Below are 18,234 nucleotides of genomic sequence, written 5' to 3' on the forward strand. Positions count from 1 at the left end.
ATAAAAGAAATAATTAGAATCCTGCTTTTTTATAAAGATTATTAAATCGATATATCTTATCCCCAATCAGCAATAAAACAGATATATAACTTAAATAATTCGAGTGACAGGAAGGCTTGTCGAGTGAATGGCGGGTAGGTAGAAATTGGTGGAGGCCATGCCAGCTACATCCCGGCACACACGTCTCCTGCTGCGGCTGCTTCCTTCCGGACCTGACCGAGTCCACAGGTTAGTGTTGCGGGAGAACCGACAGGGCCCCCATTGACAGTGCTCCGTCAAACGTTCGTTACAACAGAGCGACGGGCATTATGGGTGATGGACAGGCCAATTGCAAGCTAACGCCGTCTGAACGTTGTTTTCTTGCCCAGCACGCTATGCCACTATAGGTTCTACATTATTTACCTTACCAATTGAAATACAGGAAGCCTTGGATGACAGGGGAAAACGACAATTTTCGCCAACGCGTTTTTCAAATCGTGGCGGCGATTCCTTACGGGAAAGTGGCGACCTATGGCGACGTGGCGCTGCTGACCGGCTCTCCTCGAGCATCGAGACAGGTCGGCGGGGTGCTAAAACGCTTGCCCAAGGACAGTAAGCTCCCCTGGCACCGGGTGATAAACCGCAAAGGTGAGATATCGCTGGTGGGCGGCGACCATCAGCGTCAGAAATCAGCGTTGCGGGCTGAGGGGGTGCGCTTTACCCGAGAGGGGAGAATCGATCTTGACAGGTTCCGTTGGCGGTACGCGCCGTAAAACCGCGGCGCATACCGTTTAGATAAATCACCAGGCGGATTGAACCGGTTGTGGTGGCGTTATTGACGGCGATTCCGACGACAACGGCGCCGAGCTGTGTGCGGGTAAAGGCACGGAGGGTACCGGCACCAGGACCAGATCGGCATTATTCACACCATTGGTGATAACCGGTAAAACATTCTCCGTCACCAGCACCACCCGGTTATCTATCGCCACGGCCGCGCTGAGTAAAATGCGCGCTTTAGGCTGGATATCGCCCGGATTATACGGCAACACAAACTGGAAAGGCGCCTGTTTCCCCTCGGTACGGGTGACTCGCTGGGTAATCACTTTTGAAGGCGCATCCGCCAGCGACGCATCGGATACCGTCACCGTTACCACCGCATTGGCCGGTAAGGCGATGCGCTGACGAATATTCACCGTCCCGGTAACGGCCGGCTGGGATATGGTTGCATGCTGAGCGGAACTGGATGTTACCGGCGCGCCGGTATGAGGAGAAACGCCATAATCACTCTTATCTGCACAAGCGGTCAACGTCATCGATACCATGATTCCACCTGCGATATGCCATAATTTCATGCGATCAGTCTCCTTTTATTATTGTCGGAATGCCGGTACAAAGAAACCGGCTTTCGCTATACCCAATAGACTTCAGGGTGCGGGAAGGGAGCAATCAAATAACCCCCCAGGGACCGGGAACACACCTGCAACCTGAAAAAATGAAGGGTATAAGTAGTATGGGTTACTTAATAGAATAATGATGGTACAAAATTCTGATATTTTCCTGGTTTATGATTTAAATTACTTATATCAACCCGTTAGCCCCCGATTTAAAATGCGTGATGGGTTTTCTCTTTCTAAATAACGTGCAACCAATGAGGCCGACAGCATGAGCCAGGCATTAAAAAACCTTCTCGACCTCCTGAATCTGGAAAAAATTGAGGAAGGGCTATTCCGGGGACAAAGCGATGATTTAGGACTGCGTCAGGTCTTTGGCGGACAGGTGGTAAGCCAGTCGCTGTCAGCGGCCAAACAGACCGTGCCGACGGAGCGCGGCATCCATTCATTTCACAGCTACTTCCTGTTACCGGGCGATAGCCGCAAACCGATTATTTATGATGTGGAAAATCTGCGCGACGGCAATAGTTTCAGCGCGCGCCGGGTCAGCGCCATCCAGAATGGCAAGCCGATTTTCTATATGACGGCCTCCTTCCAGAGCCATGAAGAGGGTTTTGAACATCAAAATGTGATGCCGGTGGTTACCCCGCCGGAAGAGCTCCGATCGGAGCAGGATATTGCGCAAAGCATGGCGCACCTGCTGCCGCCGCAGTTTCGTGATAAGTTCACCCAGCCGAGACCCATCGAGATGCGCCCGGTAAAATTTCATAACCCGCTGCAAGGGAAAGTGGAAGAACCGATACGGCATGTCTGGTGCCGCGCCAACGGTCCGCTGCCGGACGATGAACTCGTGCATCAATATCTGCTTGGCTATACATCCGACTGCAATTTTCTGTTAACCGCATTACAGCCGCACGGCATCGCCTTTCTGGAACCGGGTATTCAGGTTGCCACCATCGACCACTCGATGTGGTTTCATCGCCCATGCCGTCTCGATGACTGGCTGCTGTATAGCGTGGAAAGCACTTCCGCCTCGGGCGCCCGGGGGTTTGTACGCGGACAGTTTTATACTCGCGAAGGCGTACTGGTCGCCTCCAGCGTACAGGAAGGCGTTATGCGCCGCCTCTCCGCGGGCAAATAGCCGCCGTCGCTTGCGACGGCCCGTCATAAATAAAAAAACAGGGCGCGGAGATTATCCTGCGCCCTGCCCAATATATTCACACTAACTACTTACTGGTTGTAGGCATTCTCGCCATGGCTGTTGACGTCCAGACCTTCGCGCTCCTGCTCTTCCGGTACGCGCAGCCCAACGACCAGATCGGCCACTTTGAAAGCGATGAAGGCCGCCACGCCGGACCACACGAAGCAGACAATAACGCTGAACAGCTGTACCCAAACCTGGTGAGCCATTGTCACGCCTTCCGCATACCCCGTGCCGCCCAGAGACGCGGAGCTGAATACGCCGGTCAGAATACAACCTACGATACCGCAGACGCCGTGAACGCCGAACACATCGCAGGGGTCATCAACGCGCAGCCATCTTTTCAGTACGGTTACCCCCCACAGGCCGGCAAAACCACCGGCCAGGCCGATAATCAGCGCCCCGCCGACGCCCACCGTCCCGGCGGCTGGCGTAATGGCGACCAGACCGGCGATACAGCCCGAACAGGCACCCAGCAGCGAAGGCTTACCGCGTACCAGCCACTCGCCGGCAACCCATGCCAGAATCGCCGCGGCGGTCGCCACCACCGTATTCAGGAAGGCCAGACCGGCAATCTCATTTGCCGCACCGGCGGAACCGGCGTTAAAGCCGAACCAACCGATATACAGGATCGCCGTACCGATAAACACCATCGGCAGATTGTGCGGCTTCAGCGCTTCTTTACCGAAACCGGCACGTTTGCCCAACAGGTAGGCGCCGACCAGACCGGCGACCGCGGCGTTGATATGCACCACCGTGCCACCGGCGAAGTCCAGCGCGCCGTCAGCGGCCAGATAGCCGCCGCCCCACACCATATGGGTCATCGGCAGGTAAGAGAAAGTAAGCCACAGCGCGACGAAGATCAGCACCGCGGAAAAACGGATACGCTCGGCGATGGCTCCCACAATCAGCGCCACGGTGATGCAGGCGAATGAAGCCTGATAGGCCACGTGCACGTACTGATAGAATGTACCGGTAATCGAATCGACGGCGATCCCGTTCAGCAGGAAGTTGGAAAAACCGCCGAAGAAAGCGTTACCTTCGCTAAAGGCCAGGCTATAGCCGTAGACGACCCATAAAATACACACCAGCGCAAAAGAAATTATCACCTGTGACAGCATGGAAAGGACGTTCTTGGCGCGAATCAAACCGCCATAAAACAGCGCGATTCCAGGTATAGTCATAAAAAGTACCAGCGCGGTACAAATCATAATAAAAGCATTATCCGCTTTATCGATCGTTGGTGCCGCGGCCATCGCCCAGGACGGGAGCAAAGCAGCCACACCAAGACCCAATGAGGAGACAAGTTTTTTCATTTTCATCCATCCCTATTTACGCATCTAAGCCGGGTGTTAAAGTGCGGCTTCGTCAGTTTCGCCAGTACGAATACGAATAACCCGTTGTAATTCAGCAACAAAAATCTTACCGTCACCAATTTTTCCGGTATAGGCCGCTTTGCTGATGACATCAATGACTTCGTCCAGTTGATCATCGGCAATCGCGATATCGATTTTCACTTTCGGCAAAAAGTTAACGCTGTATTCCGCGCCGCGATACAGCTCGGCATGCCCTTTCTGACGTCCAAACCCCTTCACTTCAGTGACGGTAAGTCCCTGAATGCCGATGGAAGACAAGGCCTCACGCACATCCTCCAGCTTGAATGGTTTTATCACCACAGTAACCAGTTTCATTCATCATCCCCCTAACCGTTAAGTTCAGACTTTCGCCCGCCGCTATCTCGGATTACTCTCATTTCGGATTATCTTCACGCGGTAAATAAAGCAAAGGCTGTGCCATAAATGATTTAACCGACGGATATCAGCGCAAAGAACGCGGTTCAGGTCGGTTAACCGGGGGAAAAATCATCTCTGGGGGAAAAAAACCAAAAAAGCGGGGCACGCGGCGCACCACTACGGTGCGCCGCGCGTAATTTCAGTGCATGAAGACGAAAAACCGCATGAATATGCTTGGTGATGGTGCGAAGCAGCCGGCTGCCTCGGGTTTTCTCTTGTACTTCTGGGTGCATCCGGTCACGGCGTGGCGGCAGACTCGTTAGTCAGCGTAACCGCCAGCTCTTCTCCCGCCAGCTGCAGCTGATACATCTGGTAATAACGCCCCTGCCGGCGCAGCAACTGCTCGTGGGTGCCCTGTTCGACGGTCTGTCCGTGGTGGAGCACCATAATGGCGTCGGCCTCGACGATCGTCGATAGCCGGTGAGCAATGACAATCAGCGTCGTTTGGTCGCGGATGACGCTCAGCGCTTTCTGCACCGCCTGTTCCGTACCGGAATCAATATTCGCCGTGGCTTCATCCAATATCAGGATCTTGGGGGTTAGCACCAGCACCCTGGCGATCGCCAGCAGCTGTTTCTGCCCGGTGGACAAATTGTTCCCCTGCTCCCCAATGCAGGTATGCAACCCCTCAGGGAACGAACGCACCAGTTCGGATAGCTGCACAATATCAAGCACCCGCCATACTTCCTCTTCGCTGATATCGCGCCCCAGGGTGACGTTGGTATACATGGATTCGGCCAGCACCACCGGATCCTGCTGCACCATGGCGACATTCTGGCGCAGTACCTGATGCGACAGGGTTTGCAGCGGACGTCCATCCAGACGAATTTCGCCTTTATCCGGCGAATAATACCCCATCAGCAGATTGGCCAGGGTGCTTTTGCCGCTGCCGGTATGCCCAACCAGCGCCACGAACCCGCGCTCAGGGATAGTCAGGGAAATATGTTGCAAAACGTTTTTGCCGCTACCGTAAGAGAAGGAGACGTCGTCGATCTCCACGCGCCCCTGAGTAAGCATGCGCTCATCGCCGCCATAGCCTTGCTTCACGCCGTCCATCAGTTCAAAGATGCGCTCGCCGGCCACCACCGCCTGCTGCAGCATGGACTGCTGAGTGGTCAGCTCAATTAGCGGTTCATTTAGACGCCCCAGGTAATTGATAAACGCATACAGCACGCCGACGCCGACCGAACCCACGGCGCTAAAACCAAATTGCAGCAACAGACCGCATAGCACCATGGCGGAAAACAGGCTGAGCAACGGACGTAGCAGGAACCCGTCAAGGCGCAGAGTCTGCATGCGCGCCCGATAATGCTCCCGGCTGGCGCCGCCCAGGCGTTCGCCGAATCGGGCCTGCTGGCGAAACTGCTGAATCACGCCCATGCCGTTGATAACTTCATTGAAACCGTCGTTGATATCCGCCAGATAGCTGCGCACCCGGCGCACAATCGGCGTACTGTAACGCTGATAGATCAGCATAACGATCAGCACCGCCGGGAAAATAGTCAGGGCCACCAGCGCCATCCGCCAATCCAGGCTGAACATCGCCACCAGCATGGCGCTGATAAGCGCCGCGCTGCGCAAGGCCGTCGACACCACCATCACGTACAGATCCTTCACCACCTCGGTGTCGTTGGTGACGCGCGATATCAGTTGACCTACCGGCTGGGTGTCAAAAGTACTGAGCGGCTGACGCAACGCCGCATCCATAACGTCGATACGCAGTTGCTGCACCACCCCGACCGCCACCCGGTTAAACAATAGCCGCTGGAAATAGTGCAGCAGCGCCGCCAGAATCTGCAACAGCAGATAGGCCGAGGCCAGTCCCGCCGCCAACGCCAGCGGAAACTCCCCCTGCGCCACCAGATGGTCGATAAAGTAACTCACCAAAACCGGGCCGGAAACCTCGGCGGCGGCGGCCACCCAGAGCATCACGACGCCCTGCGCCAACGGCTTGCGCCACGGTGAGCCATAGGCCAGCAGCCGTTTTAACGTCGGCCAGAGCTTGCGCGGGCTATTCATCCTTTTCCCCTTCGGCCGGCGACGCGTCATCCAGCGCGGCTTCCAACTGTTGATAACGGTACATGTCCCGATACCAGCCGGATTGCGCCACCAGCTCGCGATGGCCGCCGCGCTGGATGGCATGTCCATGCTGCAGGACCAGGATCTCGTTCGCCTCCGTTAACGCGGAGAGCCGATGGGCGCTGATAATCAACGTGCGCTGTCCGCCCCACTGCTTAAGATTGCTCAGAATGCGATGCTCCGTTCGCCCGTCGACGGCGGACAAGGCGTCATCCAGAATCAGAATTTCCGCGTCCAGCAACAGCGCCCGGGCGATGGCGATACGCTGCTTCTGACCGCCGGACAGCATAACGCCGCGCTCCCCCACTTCGGTGTCATATCCCTGCGGCAAGCGCAGAATATCCTCGTGCACGCTGGCAAGCCGGGCGGCCTGCTCTATCTGCTGCCGGGTGGCGTCGGGCCGTCCCAGGGCGATATTGCGGGCGACGGTATCGGAAAACAGGAAAGGGGTTTGCCCCACGACGGCAAAGCGGTGGCGCAGTTCATCCAGGCGAATGTGCGACAGGGGGAGGTCGTGATAGCGAATATCCCCCGACTCGATATCGAAGTGGCGAAGAATAAGCGCCAGCAGCGTACTCTTGCCGGAACCGGTAGGCCCGCACAGCCCGAGCACCTTCCCCGGTTTGAGCGTAAAGCGGAGATCCTTCAGCACCCCGCGCGGGCTCTCAGGGTAATGAAACGCCTCGATATTGACCTTGAGCGCGCCGCGCCCGGCCGGCAAAGATTGCGTACCGTCCTTCACGACGGGCGCCTCCGTCAGCAGTTGGCGAATACGGCCATAGGCGGCGCTTCCGCGCTCGACGATATTGAACATCCAGGCCAGCGCCAGCATCGGCCATATCATCAACCCTAGGTACATAACAAAACTGGTCAATGTCCCCAACGTCAACGAGCCGTTGACCACCATCCAGCTGCCGCCGCCGATGGCCAGCAGATGCGACAGCCCGATGGCGATGTAAATGGTGGGGTCAAAGCGCGCATCAACCCGGGCGACATACATATTTTTGGCGCCCGCATCCGCCGCGACCTGCGCAAAACGCGCCGACTGATAGTCTTCCAGACCAAACGATTTAATCATTCGAATGCTGGTCAGGCCTTCCTGAGCCTGATCGTTCAGCGAGGAAAATGCCGCCTGAGCCAATTTAAAACGCTGGTGCAGCTGCGTACCGTAATGGTTGATAATCAGCGCCATAACCGGCATCGGCAGCAACGCCAGCAACGTCAGCTGCCAGCTTATCTGGGTACACATGACCACCAGCACGGCGCACCCCATCACCAGCGAATCGACCAGCGTCAGCACCCCCTCGCCGGCGGCGAACACCACGCGGTCCACATCATTGGTGGCGCGGGCCATCAAATCGCCGGTACGGTGGCGTAAATAGAAAGCGGGATGCTGACGGCTGAGCTGACGATAAAAATCTTCGCGCAGTTCAACCGCCAGCTGATAGGCCGCGCCAAACAGCAACACCCGCCAGACGCAGCGCAGCAGATAAACCATCACCGCGGTCAGCAGCATAACGCCGATCCACTGCATCATCTCGGCCGTGGGCATATTGCGCTGCGTGACGCCATCGACCACCACGCCAACCAGTCTGGGGGGGAGCAGCTGCAGGCCGGCAATCACAATCAGCAATGCCACCGCGCCGATATAGCGCCGCCATTCACGGCGAAAAAACCAGCCTAGTTGAGCAAAGAGTCTCACGCAGTTTTAATTCCAATTCCAATATTCAGGGGAGTCGTAATGAATCCGGGAAAATGATTATACAGGAAAAATTACCATGATAACGGCAGCGCGGTGGTGTACTTGATGCGCTCCATGGCGAAGCTGGACGTCACGTCCACCAGCCCGGGAATGCCGTTCACCAGCCGCTTATAAAAATCATCATAGCTTTTCATATCAGCGACCTGCACCTGCATCAGATAATCATACTCTCCGGCCATGCGATAGAAAGACAATACTTCGGGCATTTCCGACACCACGCTGGTAAAGGTTTGATACCAGGCGCTGTTGTGCTGCTGCGTTTTCAGTAGCACAAAGGCGGTCAGACTCAATCCCAGCAGCTCGTTATCCAGCAGCGCCACCCGGCCGCGGATATAGCCCTCTTCTTCCAGCCGCTTCAGCCTTTTCCAGCAGGGCGTTGAGGTCAGATTCACCGACTCGGCCAGCTTTTGCAGGGAAAGCGTACAGTCCTGTTGCAGTAAACCCAATAGCGTGCGATCTATTTTATCTATCATGGCGCCACACCATAGAAAACTTTTCTCCAATCTCCCCCATCTGTAGGTAAAAAAGCAATCTTTTTTCCCTGAAAACTCGCTAAGCTAACCATCATCATCGTTAGAACGGAAAGAATCATGACCAATACCTGGGTAAAAAATGCTATCCGCGCCATAGAAGCCGATTTTCAACGTTCGGCCGATACGCACCTTATTCGGCTGACCTTGGCGGATTACCCGGGGATTTACTGCTATTTAAAAGACGAAAGCACCCACCCCAGCGGCAGCCTGAAGCACCGCCTGGCCCGCTCTTTATTTCTCTACGGCCTTTGCAACGGCTGGATAAAAGAAGGGACGCCGATCGTCGAGGCGTCCTCCGGCAGCACCGCGGTATCAGAGGCTTATTTCGCCCGCCTGCTGGGATTACCCTTTATCGCCGTTATGCCCGCCCGCACCGCCAGACGAAAAATAGAACAAATCGCTTTTTATGGCGGCCGCTGTCATTTCGTCGAACAGGCCGACCACATTTATGCGGCATCCGAGCAGTTGGCCCGCGAGCTTAACGGCCATTATATGGACCAGTTCACCTATGCCGAACGGGCAACCGACTGGCGCGGCAACAATAATATCGCCGATAGTATTTATCGCCAGATGTCGCGGGAACCCTATGCCGTTCCAGACTATATTGTGATGGGCGCGGGAACCGGCGGCACCTCCGCAACCCTGGGGCGTTATATCCGCTATCAGGGACTGAATACCCAACTGGTGGTGGTCGATCCGGAAAACTCCGTTTTCTACGACTGCTATCAACGGCGCGATCGCGCCATTACCGGCAAGCGCGCCAGCCGCATTGAAGGTATCGGCCGCCCGCGGGCGGAACCCTCATTTATTCCCGACGTCATTGACGGCATGATGCGCGTTCCCGATGCGGCCAGCATCGCCACCCTCTACTGGCTGGAAGGCATTCTGGGTCGCAAAGTCGGCGCATCCACCGGCACCAACGTCTGGGGCATGCTGCAACTGGCTAACCAGATGAAGGCCCAGGGGAAACAGGGCGCCATCGTTACGCTGCTGTGCGACAGCGGAGAACGCTATCTGGATACCTACTACCACAGCGACTGGGTGGCGAACAACATCGGCGATCTCACCCCTTATCTGGACATGTTGCATGGCGGAACAGAACGCCGTCCCGCCGCGCAATCCAGTCCGGCGTGAGCGACATTACCCGCTGAACGACGACGGTTTTTCAGGTAACATAGCGGCTTTACGCCTCGGGGCATCCTGTCCGCATTGAGGCTCGAATGCGTCAAGGTGAATGAAAAATGAAGCGTGCTGTCGTCGTTTTTAGCGGTGGACAAGACTCCACAACCTGCCTGATCCAGGCCCTGAAACAGTATGATGACGTTCACTGTATTACCTTCGATTACGGTCAACGTCACCGCGCGGAAATCGATATCGCCCGAGAACTGGCGCGGCGACTCGGCGCCACCGCGCATAAGGTGCTGGATGCCGGCCTGCTGAATGAACTGGCCGTCAGCAGCCTGACGCGTGAAAACATTCCCGTCCCTGACTATGACAGCGAGGCGCAGGGGCTGCCCAGCACCTTTGTACCGGGACGGAATATCCTGTTCCTGACGCTGGCCGCCATCTATGCCTATCAGGTTGGCGCGCAGGCGGTGATCACCGGCGTGTGTGAAACGGATTTTTCCGGCTACCCCGACTGTCGCGACGAATTCATCAAGGCATTGAATCAGGCCGTGGTACTGGGCATGGCGCGCGATATCCGTTTCGTTACGCCGCTGATGTGGCTCAACAAGGCGGAAACCTGGGCGCTGGCGGACTATTACCAGCAGTTGGAAACCGTTCGCGACCACACGTTGACCTGCTACAACGGGATTAAAGGTGAAGGCTGCGGCCAGTGCGCCGCCTGTCACCTGCGCGCCAATGGACTGGAACAGTACCGCCGCGATCCCGCCGGCGTTATGGCCGCGCTCAAGCAGAAAAGCGGCCTGCAATAGCCGCCAACCACGCCGCCAGCCGGCCTACGCCTGGCGGATAGCGTCCAGATGCTCCAGCAGCGGCCCTTCCAGCGGCAAGGCCCGTTGACTGGCGAGATCGATGCAGACAAACGTCAGCGTCGCATCCGCGATAATAGCGTTATCGGCCACGCGGGTGACGGTCTGGCTAATGGTTCCGCTTCTGGCGCCGATCTTCAGCAATGTGCTGTCAATACGCAGTTCATCCCCCAACACCGCCGGCCGGCGATAGTTGATATTGATATTCACCACCACAAAAGCGATACGATGGCTCGTCATCCAGTCGAAAAGCGCCGGCTTCTGCAGCCATTGCCAGCGCGCCTCTTCTAAAAACTCAAGATAACGGGCGTTATTAACGTGCTGGTAAACGTCAATGTGGTAACCACGCACGGTGATGAAAGTCTGCATAAATCCCTACTCCTGCGACGGAAGACGCGCACAACGACTACGTTCTGAGATCCAGCCTAGCAGAAGGTTCGCAACCGGTGGCTTGTTTCACCCCCCGGTTGCGAAAATCATCACAACTTTAAGCGCGACAGATTACGCTCCAGCAAAGCCGCGCCGATCCCCGGTACTTCCTGCAACTGCTCTATCTGGGTGAAAGGACCGTTTTGTTCACGATAATTGACGATTGCCTCAGCTTTTTTAATACCGACGCCGTTCATCACCTCCGCCAACTCCTGCGCGCTTGCCAAATTAACGCTTACTTCATCTTCATCCGCCGCGGGAAGCAGCGCTTTTTCCGTCTTTTGCGCCACGGGCGCCGACTGCGCAGCGCCCCCGGCGTTTTCGCTTTGCACAGCCGCCTGAACCAACGGCGACAGCCCGGCCAGACTCAACCCAACGACCACGCAAAGCGCCTTCACTCCTGACTTTCTCATGCTGTTTCCTCCGTGTGTGTGACAGCACGGCTACCTTGCCGCAGGCGGGATGGCATCGCAAATGGCTTTGGCGGAATGTGGAAAAGGCCGCGAAGGCGGCCTTTTCCTGTTGCAGCGGTTTGCAAATTTATGCGTAACTTATTGCTGTTCCTGAGCCGCGCTGCCCATCTTGATTTTGGCTTCGCTGCGCAAACTGCTCAGCAAGGCGTCAAACAGCGATCCGACGGAACTTTGCTGGATCTGATTGGCGAACTGCGTTTGCTGCTGCTCGGTCAGCTGATGCGGCGTAACGCTGTCCAGCGCCACCAAAACCACGTTGCCGGCCTGGTCCTGAGCAATGCCGTAAGACGGCTTATCCTTGCCCTGCGGATGCGGCAGGGCGAAAATGGACTCCGCCATGGCATCGCCCTGGGAGACGGAAGAGAGGGTTTTTGGCTCGCCGAAGCTCAGGTTGGCGGCTTTCAACGCCTCATCCTTACCTTGTTTCAGTTCAACCAGAATCTTTTCAGCCTCTACCCGCGCCTGCTGTTCCGCCTTCTGACGTTTCACCGTCTGTATCACCTGGTCGCGTACCTGATCCAGCGGCCGGGTGCTTTCCGCCTTATGATCGGTGATGCGAATCACGAAAGCGCGGTCGCCATCGACGGTGATCACATCGGAGTTACTGCCCGGCGCGCCGTTCTCACCCGCCAATCCGCCATCAAAAATGGCCTGGGTGACAGGCTGGAAATTCAATGCCGCGGGAACCTGCTCACGGGTAAACCAGTCGGTTTGCGTTGCCTTCACCCCGGCGGCCTCTTCGGCGGAAGCCAGAGACTCGTTGTCGTTGCTGGCGGCTTCGCTGACTTTTTGCTGCAGCGCATAATACTCGTCCTGCGCTTTTTCATGCTTCACTTTGGCGGCGATATCATCGCGCACTTCACTCAGCGGCTTAACCTGCTGCGCTTGAATATCGTCAAGGCGCACGATCAAATATCCCACGGAGGATTTTATCGCCGCGGATAGCTGCCCTTTTTCCGTCAGCCCGGCCTGCTTAAGCTCGTCAATGGTGGAATTCTCATCCATCCAGCCCAAATCACCGCCATTGCGGCGCGAGATGACATCCGTCGACTTTTCCTGCGCCAGCGCGGCGAAATCCGCGCCCTGTTTCAGGGCATCCAGCACCGACTGCGCATCGGCTTCGGTTTTCACCTGAATAACGCTGTATTTCTTGCGCTCGGGCTGGGCGTAGTCATTTTTATTTTTTTCATAAAAATCGGCGATGTCCGCATCGGTGACGGTAACTTTATCCATGATGCCCGCCGCGTCGAGGGTGATATAGCTGACCTTGAACGCTTCCGGCGCCAGGAAACGCGCCTGATTCTGCTCGTAATAGCTGCGGACTTCGTCATCGGAAACGTTTTGCGCCCCGGCTCCGGCGGAAATATCAATCGTCGCCAGGCGGACAACCCGATCCTGCGCCGCCAGCTTCACCAGATTGTCGATCTCCTGCGGCAGCAGGAACTCGGTATTGCCAAACCCGCGAATAAGCTGCTGTGAGGTCAGCTGCTTGCGCAACAGCTGCGCGTACACATCCGGCGTCAGCCCCAGGCGACGAACCTGGGCCAGGTATTTTTCATTATCGAAACGGTTGTTGGTTTGAAATGCCGGGACGGCAAAAATCGCCTGCTTGACCTGCTCGTCGCTGATATTCAGCCCCAGTTTGTCGGCATACTGATCCAGCAGAGCTTCATCAATCAGCTGTGCGAGAGACTGTCTGCGCAGCTGCTGCATATAGCCGTCATTGCTCGCCAGCAGAGAAAAATTCTCACCCAGCGCCTCCTGCTGGCGACTGCGCTCGTTCTGTACGGCCTGCTCAAGCTGAGCCCGGGTAATTTCCTGCCCGTTAACCTTTGCCGCATAGTCTCCGGAACCGCCGATAAGATAATCGCCGACGCCGGTCAAAATGAATGATGCGATAATCAAGGCAAGAATAATTTTCAACGCGACGTTATTAGCGGCCGCGCGTAAATTGTCCATCATAATGTGACAACACTCCGCTGTAGAATGGATAACGCGCCCTGCGCCGGCCGAAGCCGGCATCCCCTGATGCCATAGCCCACACCAGGCCGGGACGCGTTTAAGCTCTGTCTGACAATAGTAACACCTGAATTGCCCGCGATAAAAAAAAGGCACACCATAAAATGATGCGCCCCGTATCTTACCTTACCAATATCGTTGCGTCAGGTAATGTTTGGCAACACGGCGTGTTGCCCGCAAAACCGGTGACGTAAATCAGTTAACGGCGTCTTTCAGTGTTTTACCAGCACGGAAGCCGGGTACTTTAGCTGCCGGGATGCTGATTTCTTTACCCGTTTGCGGGTTGCGGCCGGTACGCGCAGCGCGTTCACGCACGGAGAAAGTACCAAAGCCAACCAAAGCAACATCGTCCCCTTCTTTCAGAGACTCGGTAACGGAACCAATAATTGCATCTAACACACGCCCTGCCGCCGCTTTGGAAATGTCAGCATCTGCGGCAATTTTGTCGATCAATTGTGACTTGTTCACTCTCTCATCCCCTCTGGAATTCTACGGTCGCGCTGAAATTTCCCAAAACACGACACCCAACTTTATATCAATCCTGTCAGACCTTAGCAAGTTACCGCTAAAACCAACAGTGCTCTAACTTAGCGGTACAAAAAAAGGCTGGCAAGCACGATTTAACTTACCAGCGCTGATTTTCTCAAGGGTTTTTGCGATAGGTCACTATTTTGCCTTGGCGGTGGCGCTAACCACCTGCATGCCATAGGGCGCATTTACCAACGCTAACGCCAGAACTTCCTCAATGCGCTTCACCGGATGGATATCCAGATCGGCAATCACATTTTGCGGGATCTCTTCCAGATCGCGCTTGTTGTCATCCGGTATCAACACCGTTTTGATACCGCCGCGATGAGCAGCCAGCAGCTTCTCTTTCAGGCCGCCGATGGGCAGCACCAACCCCCGCAAGGTGATTTCGCCGGTCATCGCCACGTCGGCGCGTACCGGATTCCCCGTCAAGCAGGAGACCAGCGCGGTACACATCGCTATCCCCGCGCTGGGGCCGTCTTTCGGCGTCGCCCCTTCAGGAACGTGAACGTGAATATCGCGTTTTTCATAGAAATCCGCATTGATACCCAGCTTCTCGGCTCGGGCGCGCACCACGGTAAGCGCCGCCTGAATCGATTCCTGCATCACTTCGCCCAGCGAACCGGTGTAGGTCAGTTTGCCCTTACCCGGCACGCAGGCCGTTTCGATGGTCAGCAGGTCGCCGCCCACTTCCGTCCACGCCAGTCCGGTGACCTGGCCGACGCGGTTTTCTTCATCCGCCCGACCGTAGTCGAAGCGCTGTACCCCAAGGAAATCCTTAAGGTTATCGCCCGTTATCTGGATATGTTTAACGGATTTATCCATCAACAGCGTTTTTACCGCTTTGCGGCACAGCTTGGAGATTTCGCGCTCCAGATTACGCACCCCGGCTTCACGGGTGTAATAGCGGATAATGCCGACAATCGCGCTGTCCTCCACCGACAGCTCGCTTTTCTTCAACGCGTTGCGTTCAATCTGTTTCGGCAGCAGGTGCTGCTTGGCGATGTTCAGCTTTTCGTCTTCGGTATAGCCGGAAAGACGGATCACTTCCATACGGTCGAGCAGCGGAGCCGGAATATTCATCGAGTTGGAGGTGGCGACAAACATCACGTCCGACAGGTCGTAATCCACTTCCAGATAGTGATCGTTAAACGCCACGTTCTGTTCCGGATCGAGCACCTCCAGCAGCGCCGACGCGGGATCGCCGCGCATATCGGAAGACATCTTGTCGATCTCGTCCAGCAGGAACAGCGGGTTTTTCACCCCGACCTTCGCCATCTTCTGGATCAGTTTGCCCGGCATGGAGCCGATATAGGTACGGCGGTGACCGCGGATTTCCGCTTCGTCGCGCACCCCGCCCAGCGCCATGCGCACGTACTGGCGTCCGGTGGCTTTGGCGATGGACTGTCCCAGCGAGGTTTTACCCACCCCCGGCGGCCCCACCAGACACAGGATAGGCCCTTTGATCTTGCTGACCCGGCTCTGCACCGCCAGGTATTCCAGAATGCGTTCCTTCACGCGCTCCAGGCCGTAGTGGTCGGTATCCAGCATTTCCTGCGCCTTGAGCAGGTCTTTCTTCACTTTGCTGCGGGCGTTCCAGGGAACCTGCACCATCCAGTCAATGTAGCTGCGCACCACGGTGGCCTCAGCGGACATCGGCGACATCATCTTCAGCTTTTGCAGTTCCGCTTCGGTTTTTTCGCGCGCTTCCTTGGGCATTTTCGCCGCTTCAATCTTGCGCTTCAGCGCCTCATGTTCGTCCGGCGCATCATCCATTTCGCCAAGCTCTTTCTGAATCGCCTTCATTTGCTCATTCAGATAGTACTCGCGCTGGCTTTTCTCCATCTGCTTTTTGACGCGGCCGCGGATCCGCTTCTCAACCTGCAACAGGTCAATCTCGGATTCCATCATCGCCATCAGATACTCTAACCGCTCGGTGATGTCGGACATTTCGAGCACGGACTGCTTATCCGTCAATTTCAACGGCATATGCGCGGCGATGGTATCCGCCAGGCGCGCGGCGTCTTCGATGCTGTTGAGCGACGTCAGGACTTCAGGCGGGATCTTTTTGTTCAGCTTGATATATCCCTCGAACTGATTGATCGCCGTGCGCATCAATACTTCCTGCTCACGCTCGTCAATGGCCGGGGAATCCAGATACTCCGCCTGCGCGGCGAAATGTTCGCCGCTGTCGGACAATGTGGTGATACGCGCGCGCTGCAAGCCTTCAACCAGCACTTTCACCGTGCCGTCCGGCAGTTTCAGCATTTGAAGAATCGAGGCTACCGTCCCTACCGAGAAAAGATCGTTAATACTTGGCTCATCCGTTGAGGCCTCTTTCTGCGCCACCAGCATGATCTTTTTATCATGATCCATCGCGGCTTCAAGGCACCGAATTGACTTCTCCCGACCAACAAACAACGGAATCACCATGTGCGGATAAACCACCACATCGCGCAGCGGCAATACGGGGATTTCAATGCGTTCGGAACGCTCAGGGTTCATAGAGCTCTCTCTTAGTTTCGTTTCCGCCAGGTTAAGGGAATCTCGTGAAACGCGATCTTCACGGGTTTCACCAAATAGGTATTCGAGTATATGGGGATAAATATCTTACATTCAACGACCAGTACCCGCGTAAAAGCGAATGGGGGATAAAATCCCCCATTTTTGTCTTGCAAGACGGTTTGTTTGGCTAATTATTCGCCGGAGGCCTGCTGCGCTTCCGGCTTGCCGTAAATAAGCAGAGGCTCGGACTGGCCGGCGATCACCGACTCGTCAATAACGACCTTGTCGACGCTCTCCAGCGACGGCAGATCGTACATGGTATCCAGCAATGCGGCTTCCACAATCGAGCGCAGACCGCGGGCGCCGGTTTTACGCGCCATCGCTTTCTTGGCGATAGCGGTCAGGGCCTCGTCGCGGAACTCCAGATCGACGCCTTCCAGGTTGAACAACGCCTGATACTGCTTGGTCAGCGCATTCTTCGGCTCGCGCAGAATCTGGATCAGCGCGTCTTCGCTCAGTTCCCGCAGGGTTGCAACCACCGGCAAACGACCGATGAATTCAGGGATCAGACCGAATTTAATCAGATCGCCCGGCTCAACCTGGCCCAGCAGTTCGCCTTCCGTCGCTTTTTCAGCGTTACCTTTTACCGTGGCGCCGAAACCGATGCCGCGTCCGGTATCGGTGCGCTGCTCGATGACCTTATCCAGGCCGGCAAAGGCGCCGCCGCAGATAAAGAGGATCTTGGAGGTGTCCACCTGCAAGAACTCCTGCTGCGGATGCTTGCGCCCGCCCTGCGGCGGAACGGCGGCGATGGTGCCTTCGATCAGCTTCAGCAACGCCTGCTGGACGCCTTCGCCGGACACGTCGCGGGTAATCGACGGGTTGTCGGATTTACGCGATATCTTGTCGATTTCATCGATATAGACAATCCCGCGCTGCGCTTTCTGCACGTCGTAATCACACTTCTGCAGCAGTTTCTGGATGATGTTCTCGACGTCTTCACCGACGTAACCCGCTTCGGTCAGGGTGGTGGCATCCGCCATGGTGAAAGGTACGTCCAGAAAACGCGCCAGGGTTTCGGCCAGCAGGGTTTTACCGCTGCCGGTCGGGCCGATCAGCAGAATGTTGCTTTTGCCCAGTTCAATGCCGTTGCTGGCGACGTCGCCGTTGCGTAACCGCTTATAGTGGTTATATACCGCGACGGCCAGCACCTTCTTGGCCTGTTCCTGACCGATGACATAGTCGTCGAGATGGCGACGGATCTCATGCGGCGTCGGCAACGCGCTGCGCTCACGATGCGGAGACACTTCTTTAATTTCTTCGCGAATAATGTCGTTACACAAGTCAACACATTCATCGCAGATATACACTGACGGCCCGGCAATCAGCTTGCGTACTTCATGCTGGCTTTTGCCGCAGAAAGAACAGTACAGCAACTTCCCTGAACCGTCTTTGCGCTTATCTGTCATGAGTCAAACCTCTTCTTTGTCTTTTTGCCCGCAGGCCAACCACAGCAATATCGCTACAGCAAACGCCGATATTATAGCC

16 protein-coding genes and 1 other RNA gene are annotated in these 18,234 nt (G+C 56.1%); 4 read left to right on the forward strand and 13 right to left on the reverse strand.

What is annotated here, in order from left to right; all coding sequences use genetic code 11:
* Window positions 1–155: 155 nt before the first annotated feature.
* An RNA gene (gene ffs / locus MFP24_RS09570) (signal recognition particle sRNA small type) lies at window positions 156–252 on the reverse strand.
* Between the two features lie 179 nt (window positions 253–431).
* Here ffs and MFP24_RS09575 point away from each other — a divergent pair.
* Window positions 432–752 (forward strand): MGMT family protein, encoded by a 321-nt coding sequence (locus MFP24_RS09575; protein WP_249230029.1) that lies wholly within the window; start codon window positions 432–434, stop codon window positions 750–752.
* A 27-nt stretch (window positions 753–779) separates the two neighbouring features.
* On the opposite strand, the gene MFP24_RS09580 is transcribed toward MFP24_RS09575, so the two are convergent.
* Window positions 780–1,331: a YbaY family lipoprotein gene (locus tag MFP24_RS09580; RefSeq protein ID WP_249230028.1), complete on the reverse strand. Its 552-nt coding sequence runs from the start codon at window positions 1,329–1,331 to the stop codon at window positions 780–782.
* Between the two features lie 310 nt (window positions 1,332–1,641).
* Between MFP24_RS09580 and tesB the strand changes: the two genes are divergently transcribed.
* Window positions 1,642–2,511, forward strand: coding sequence for an acyl-CoA thioesterase II (gene tesB / locus MFP24_RS09585; RefSeq protein ID WP_249230027.1), 870 nt, complete (start codon window positions 1,642–1,644; stop codon window positions 2,509–2,511).
* A gap of 89 nt (window positions 2,512–2,600) precedes the next feature.
* On the opposite strand, the gene amtB is transcribed toward tesB, so the two are convergent.
* The 5 genes from amtB to MFP24_RS09610 all read right to left on the reverse strand — a co-directional run bounded on the left by amtB (window position 2,601) and on the right by MFP24_RS09610 (window position 8,678).
* Window positions 2,601–3,887 carry an ammonium transporter AmtB gene (amtB, locus tag MFP24_RS09590; RefSeq protein ID WP_249230026.1) on the reverse strand — a complete coding sequence of 429 codons (1,287 nt, stop codon included), beginning with the start codon at window positions 3,885–3,887 and terminating at the stop codon, window positions 2,601–2,603.
* A 36-nt stretch (window positions 3,888–3,923) separates the two neighbouring features.
* Window positions 3,924–4,262, reverse strand: coding sequence for a P-II family nitrogen regulator (gene glnK / locus MFP24_RS09595; protein WP_009114005.1), 339 nt, complete (start codon window positions 4,260–4,262; stop codon window positions 3,924–3,926).
* A gap of 339 nt (window positions 4,263–4,601) precedes the next feature.
* Complete coding sequence (locus MFP24_RS09600) at window positions 4,602–6,383, reverse strand: SmdB family multidrug efflux ABC transporter permease/ATP-binding protein (RefSeq protein WP_249230025.1); 1,782 nt, start codon at window positions 6,381–6,383, stop codon at window positions 4,602–4,604.
* On the reverse strand, window positions 6,376–8,145 hold the full coding sequence (locus MFP24_RS09605) for a SmdA family multidrug ABC transporter permease/ATP-binding protein (RefSeq protein WP_249230024.1): 1,770 nt from the start codon (window positions 8,143–8,145) through the stop codon (window positions 6,376–6,378). Before MFP24_RS09605 ends, MFP24_RS09600 begins: the two co-directional genes overlap by 8 nt.
* Window positions 8,146–8,216: 71 nt before the next feature.
* Window positions 8,217–8,678, reverse strand: coding sequence for an Lrp/AsnC family transcriptional regulator (locus MFP24_RS09610; protein WP_249230023.1), 462 nt, complete (start codon window positions 8,676–8,678; stop codon window positions 8,217–8,219).
* Window positions 8,679–8,795: 117 nt separating this feature from the next.
* Between MFP24_RS09610 and MFP24_RS09615 the strand changes: the two genes are divergently transcribed.
* Together MFP24_RS09615 and queC are read left to right on the forward strand one after the other, a co-directional pair.
* A complete protein-coding gene (locus MFP24_RS09615; protein WP_263458452.1) occupies window positions 8,796–9,872 on the forward strand; it encodes a PLP-dependent cysteine synthase family protein in 1,077 nt (358 codons plus the stop codon).
* Between the two features lie 107 nt (window positions 9,873–9,979).
* Window positions 9,980–10,675: a 7-cyano-7-deazaguanine synthase QueC gene (gene queC, locus MFP24_RS09620; RefSeq protein ID WP_249230022.1), complete on the forward strand. Its 696-nt coding sequence runs from the start codon at window positions 9,980–9,982 to the stop codon at window positions 10,673–10,675.
* A 24-nt stretch (window positions 10,676–10,699) separates the two neighbouring features.
* On the opposite strand, the gene MFP24_RS09625 is transcribed toward queC, so the two are convergent.
* From MFP24_RS09625 to clpX, 6 genes are all read right to left on the reverse strand, one after another.
* Window positions 10,700–11,101: an acyl-CoA thioesterase gene (locus MFP24_RS09625; protein WP_249230021.1), complete on the reverse strand. Its 402-nt coding sequence runs from the start codon at window positions 11,099–11,101 to the stop codon at window positions 10,700–10,702.
* Between the two features lie 110 nt (window positions 11,102–11,211).
* The gene (locus MFP24_RS09630) at window positions 11,212–11,574 is read right to left on the reverse strand and encodes a ComEA family DNA-binding protein (protein WP_249230020.1); all 363 of its coding nucleotides are present in this window, start codon (window positions 11,572–11,574) and stop codon (window positions 11,212–11,214) included.
* A gap of 138 nt (window positions 11,575–11,712) precedes the next feature.
* Entirely contained in the window at window positions 11,713–13,596 is a 1,884-nt protein-coding gene (gene ppiD / locus MFP24_RS09635) for a peptidylprolyl isomerase (RefSeq protein WP_249230019.1), read from the reverse strand.
* Between the two features lie 252 nt (window positions 13,597–13,848).
* Entirely contained in the window at window positions 13,849–14,121 is a 273-nt protein-coding gene (gene hupB, locus MFP24_RS09640; RefSeq protein ID WP_005976031.1) for a nucleoid-associated protein HU-beta, read from the reverse strand.
* A 198-nt stretch (window positions 14,122–14,319) separates the two neighbouring features.
* Window positions 14,320–16,686 carry an endopeptidase La gene (lon, locus tag MFP24_RS09645; RefSeq protein WP_136165240.1) on the reverse strand — a complete coding sequence of 789 codons (2,367 nt, stop codon included), beginning with the start codon at window positions 16,684–16,686 and terminating at the stop codon, window positions 14,320–14,322.
* A gap of 191 nt (window positions 16,687–16,877) precedes the next feature.
* On the reverse strand, window positions 16,878–18,155 hold the full coding sequence (gene clpX / locus MFP24_RS09650) for an ATP-dependent protease ATP-binding subunit ClpX (protein WP_249230018.1): 1,278 nt from the start codon (window positions 18,153–18,155) through the stop codon (window positions 16,878–16,880).
* Window positions 18,156–18,234 lie beyond the last annotated feature (79 nt).

Origin of the sequence: Brenneria tiliae, from assembly GCF_023347575.1 — a bacterium.
GTDB classification, from domain to species: Bacteria; Pseudomonadota; Gammaproteobacteria; order Enterobacterales; family Enterobacteriaceae; genus Brenneria; species Brenneria corticis.

Coding starts and splice junctions, on each gene's coding strand:
- MFP24_RS09575 (WP_249230029.1), top strand. CDS start 432: ATGACAGGGGAAAACGACAATTTTCGCCAACGCGTTTTTCAAATCGTG.
- MFP24_RS09580 (WP_249230028.1), bottom strand. CDS start 1,331: ATGAAATTATGGCATATCGCAGGTGGAATCATGGTATCGATGACGTTG.
- tesB (WP_249230027.1), top strand. CDS start 1,642: ATGAGCCAGGCATTAAAAAACCTTCTCGACCTCCTGAATCTGGAAAAA.
- amtB (WP_249230026.1), bottom strand. CDS start 3,887: ATGAAAAAACTTGTCTCCTCATTGGGTCTTGGTGTGGCTGCTTTGCTC.
- glnK (WP_009114005.1), bottom strand. CDS start 4,262: ATGAAACTGGTTACTGTGGTGATAAAACCATTCAAGCTGGAGGATGTG.
- MFP24_RS09600 (WP_249230025.1), bottom strand. CDS start 6,383: ATGAATAGCCCGCGCAAGCTCTGGCCGACGTTAAAACGGCTGCTGGCC.
- MFP24_RS09610 (WP_249230023.1), bottom strand. CDS start 8,678: ATGATAGATAAAATAGATCGCACGCTATTGGGTTTACTGCAACAGGAC.
- MFP24_RS09615 (WP_263458452.1), top strand. CDS start 8,796: ATGACCAATACCTGGGTAAAAAATGCTATCCGCGCCATAGAAGCCGAT.
- queC (WP_249230022.1), top strand. CDS start 9,980: ATGAAGCGTGCTGTCGTCGTTTTTAGCGGTGGACAAGACTCCACAACC.
- MFP24_RS09625 (WP_249230021.1), bottom strand. CDS start 11,101: ATGCAGACTTTCATCACCGTGCGTGGTTACCACATTGACGTTTACCAG.
- MFP24_RS09630 (WP_249230020.1), bottom strand. CDS start 11,574: ATGAGAAAGTCAGGAGTGAAGGCGCTTTGCGTGGTCGTTGGGTTGAGT.
- ppiD (WP_249230019.1), bottom strand. CDS start 13,596: ATGATGGACAATTTACGCGCGGCCGCTAATAACGTCGCGTTGAAAATT.
- lon (WP_136165240.1), bottom strand. CDS start 16,686: ATGAACCCTGAGCGTTCCGAACGCATTGAAATCCCCGTATTGCCGCTG.
- clpX (WP_249230018.1), bottom strand. CDS start 18,155: ATGACAGATAAGCGCAAAGACGGTTCAGGGAAGTTGCTGTACTGTTCT.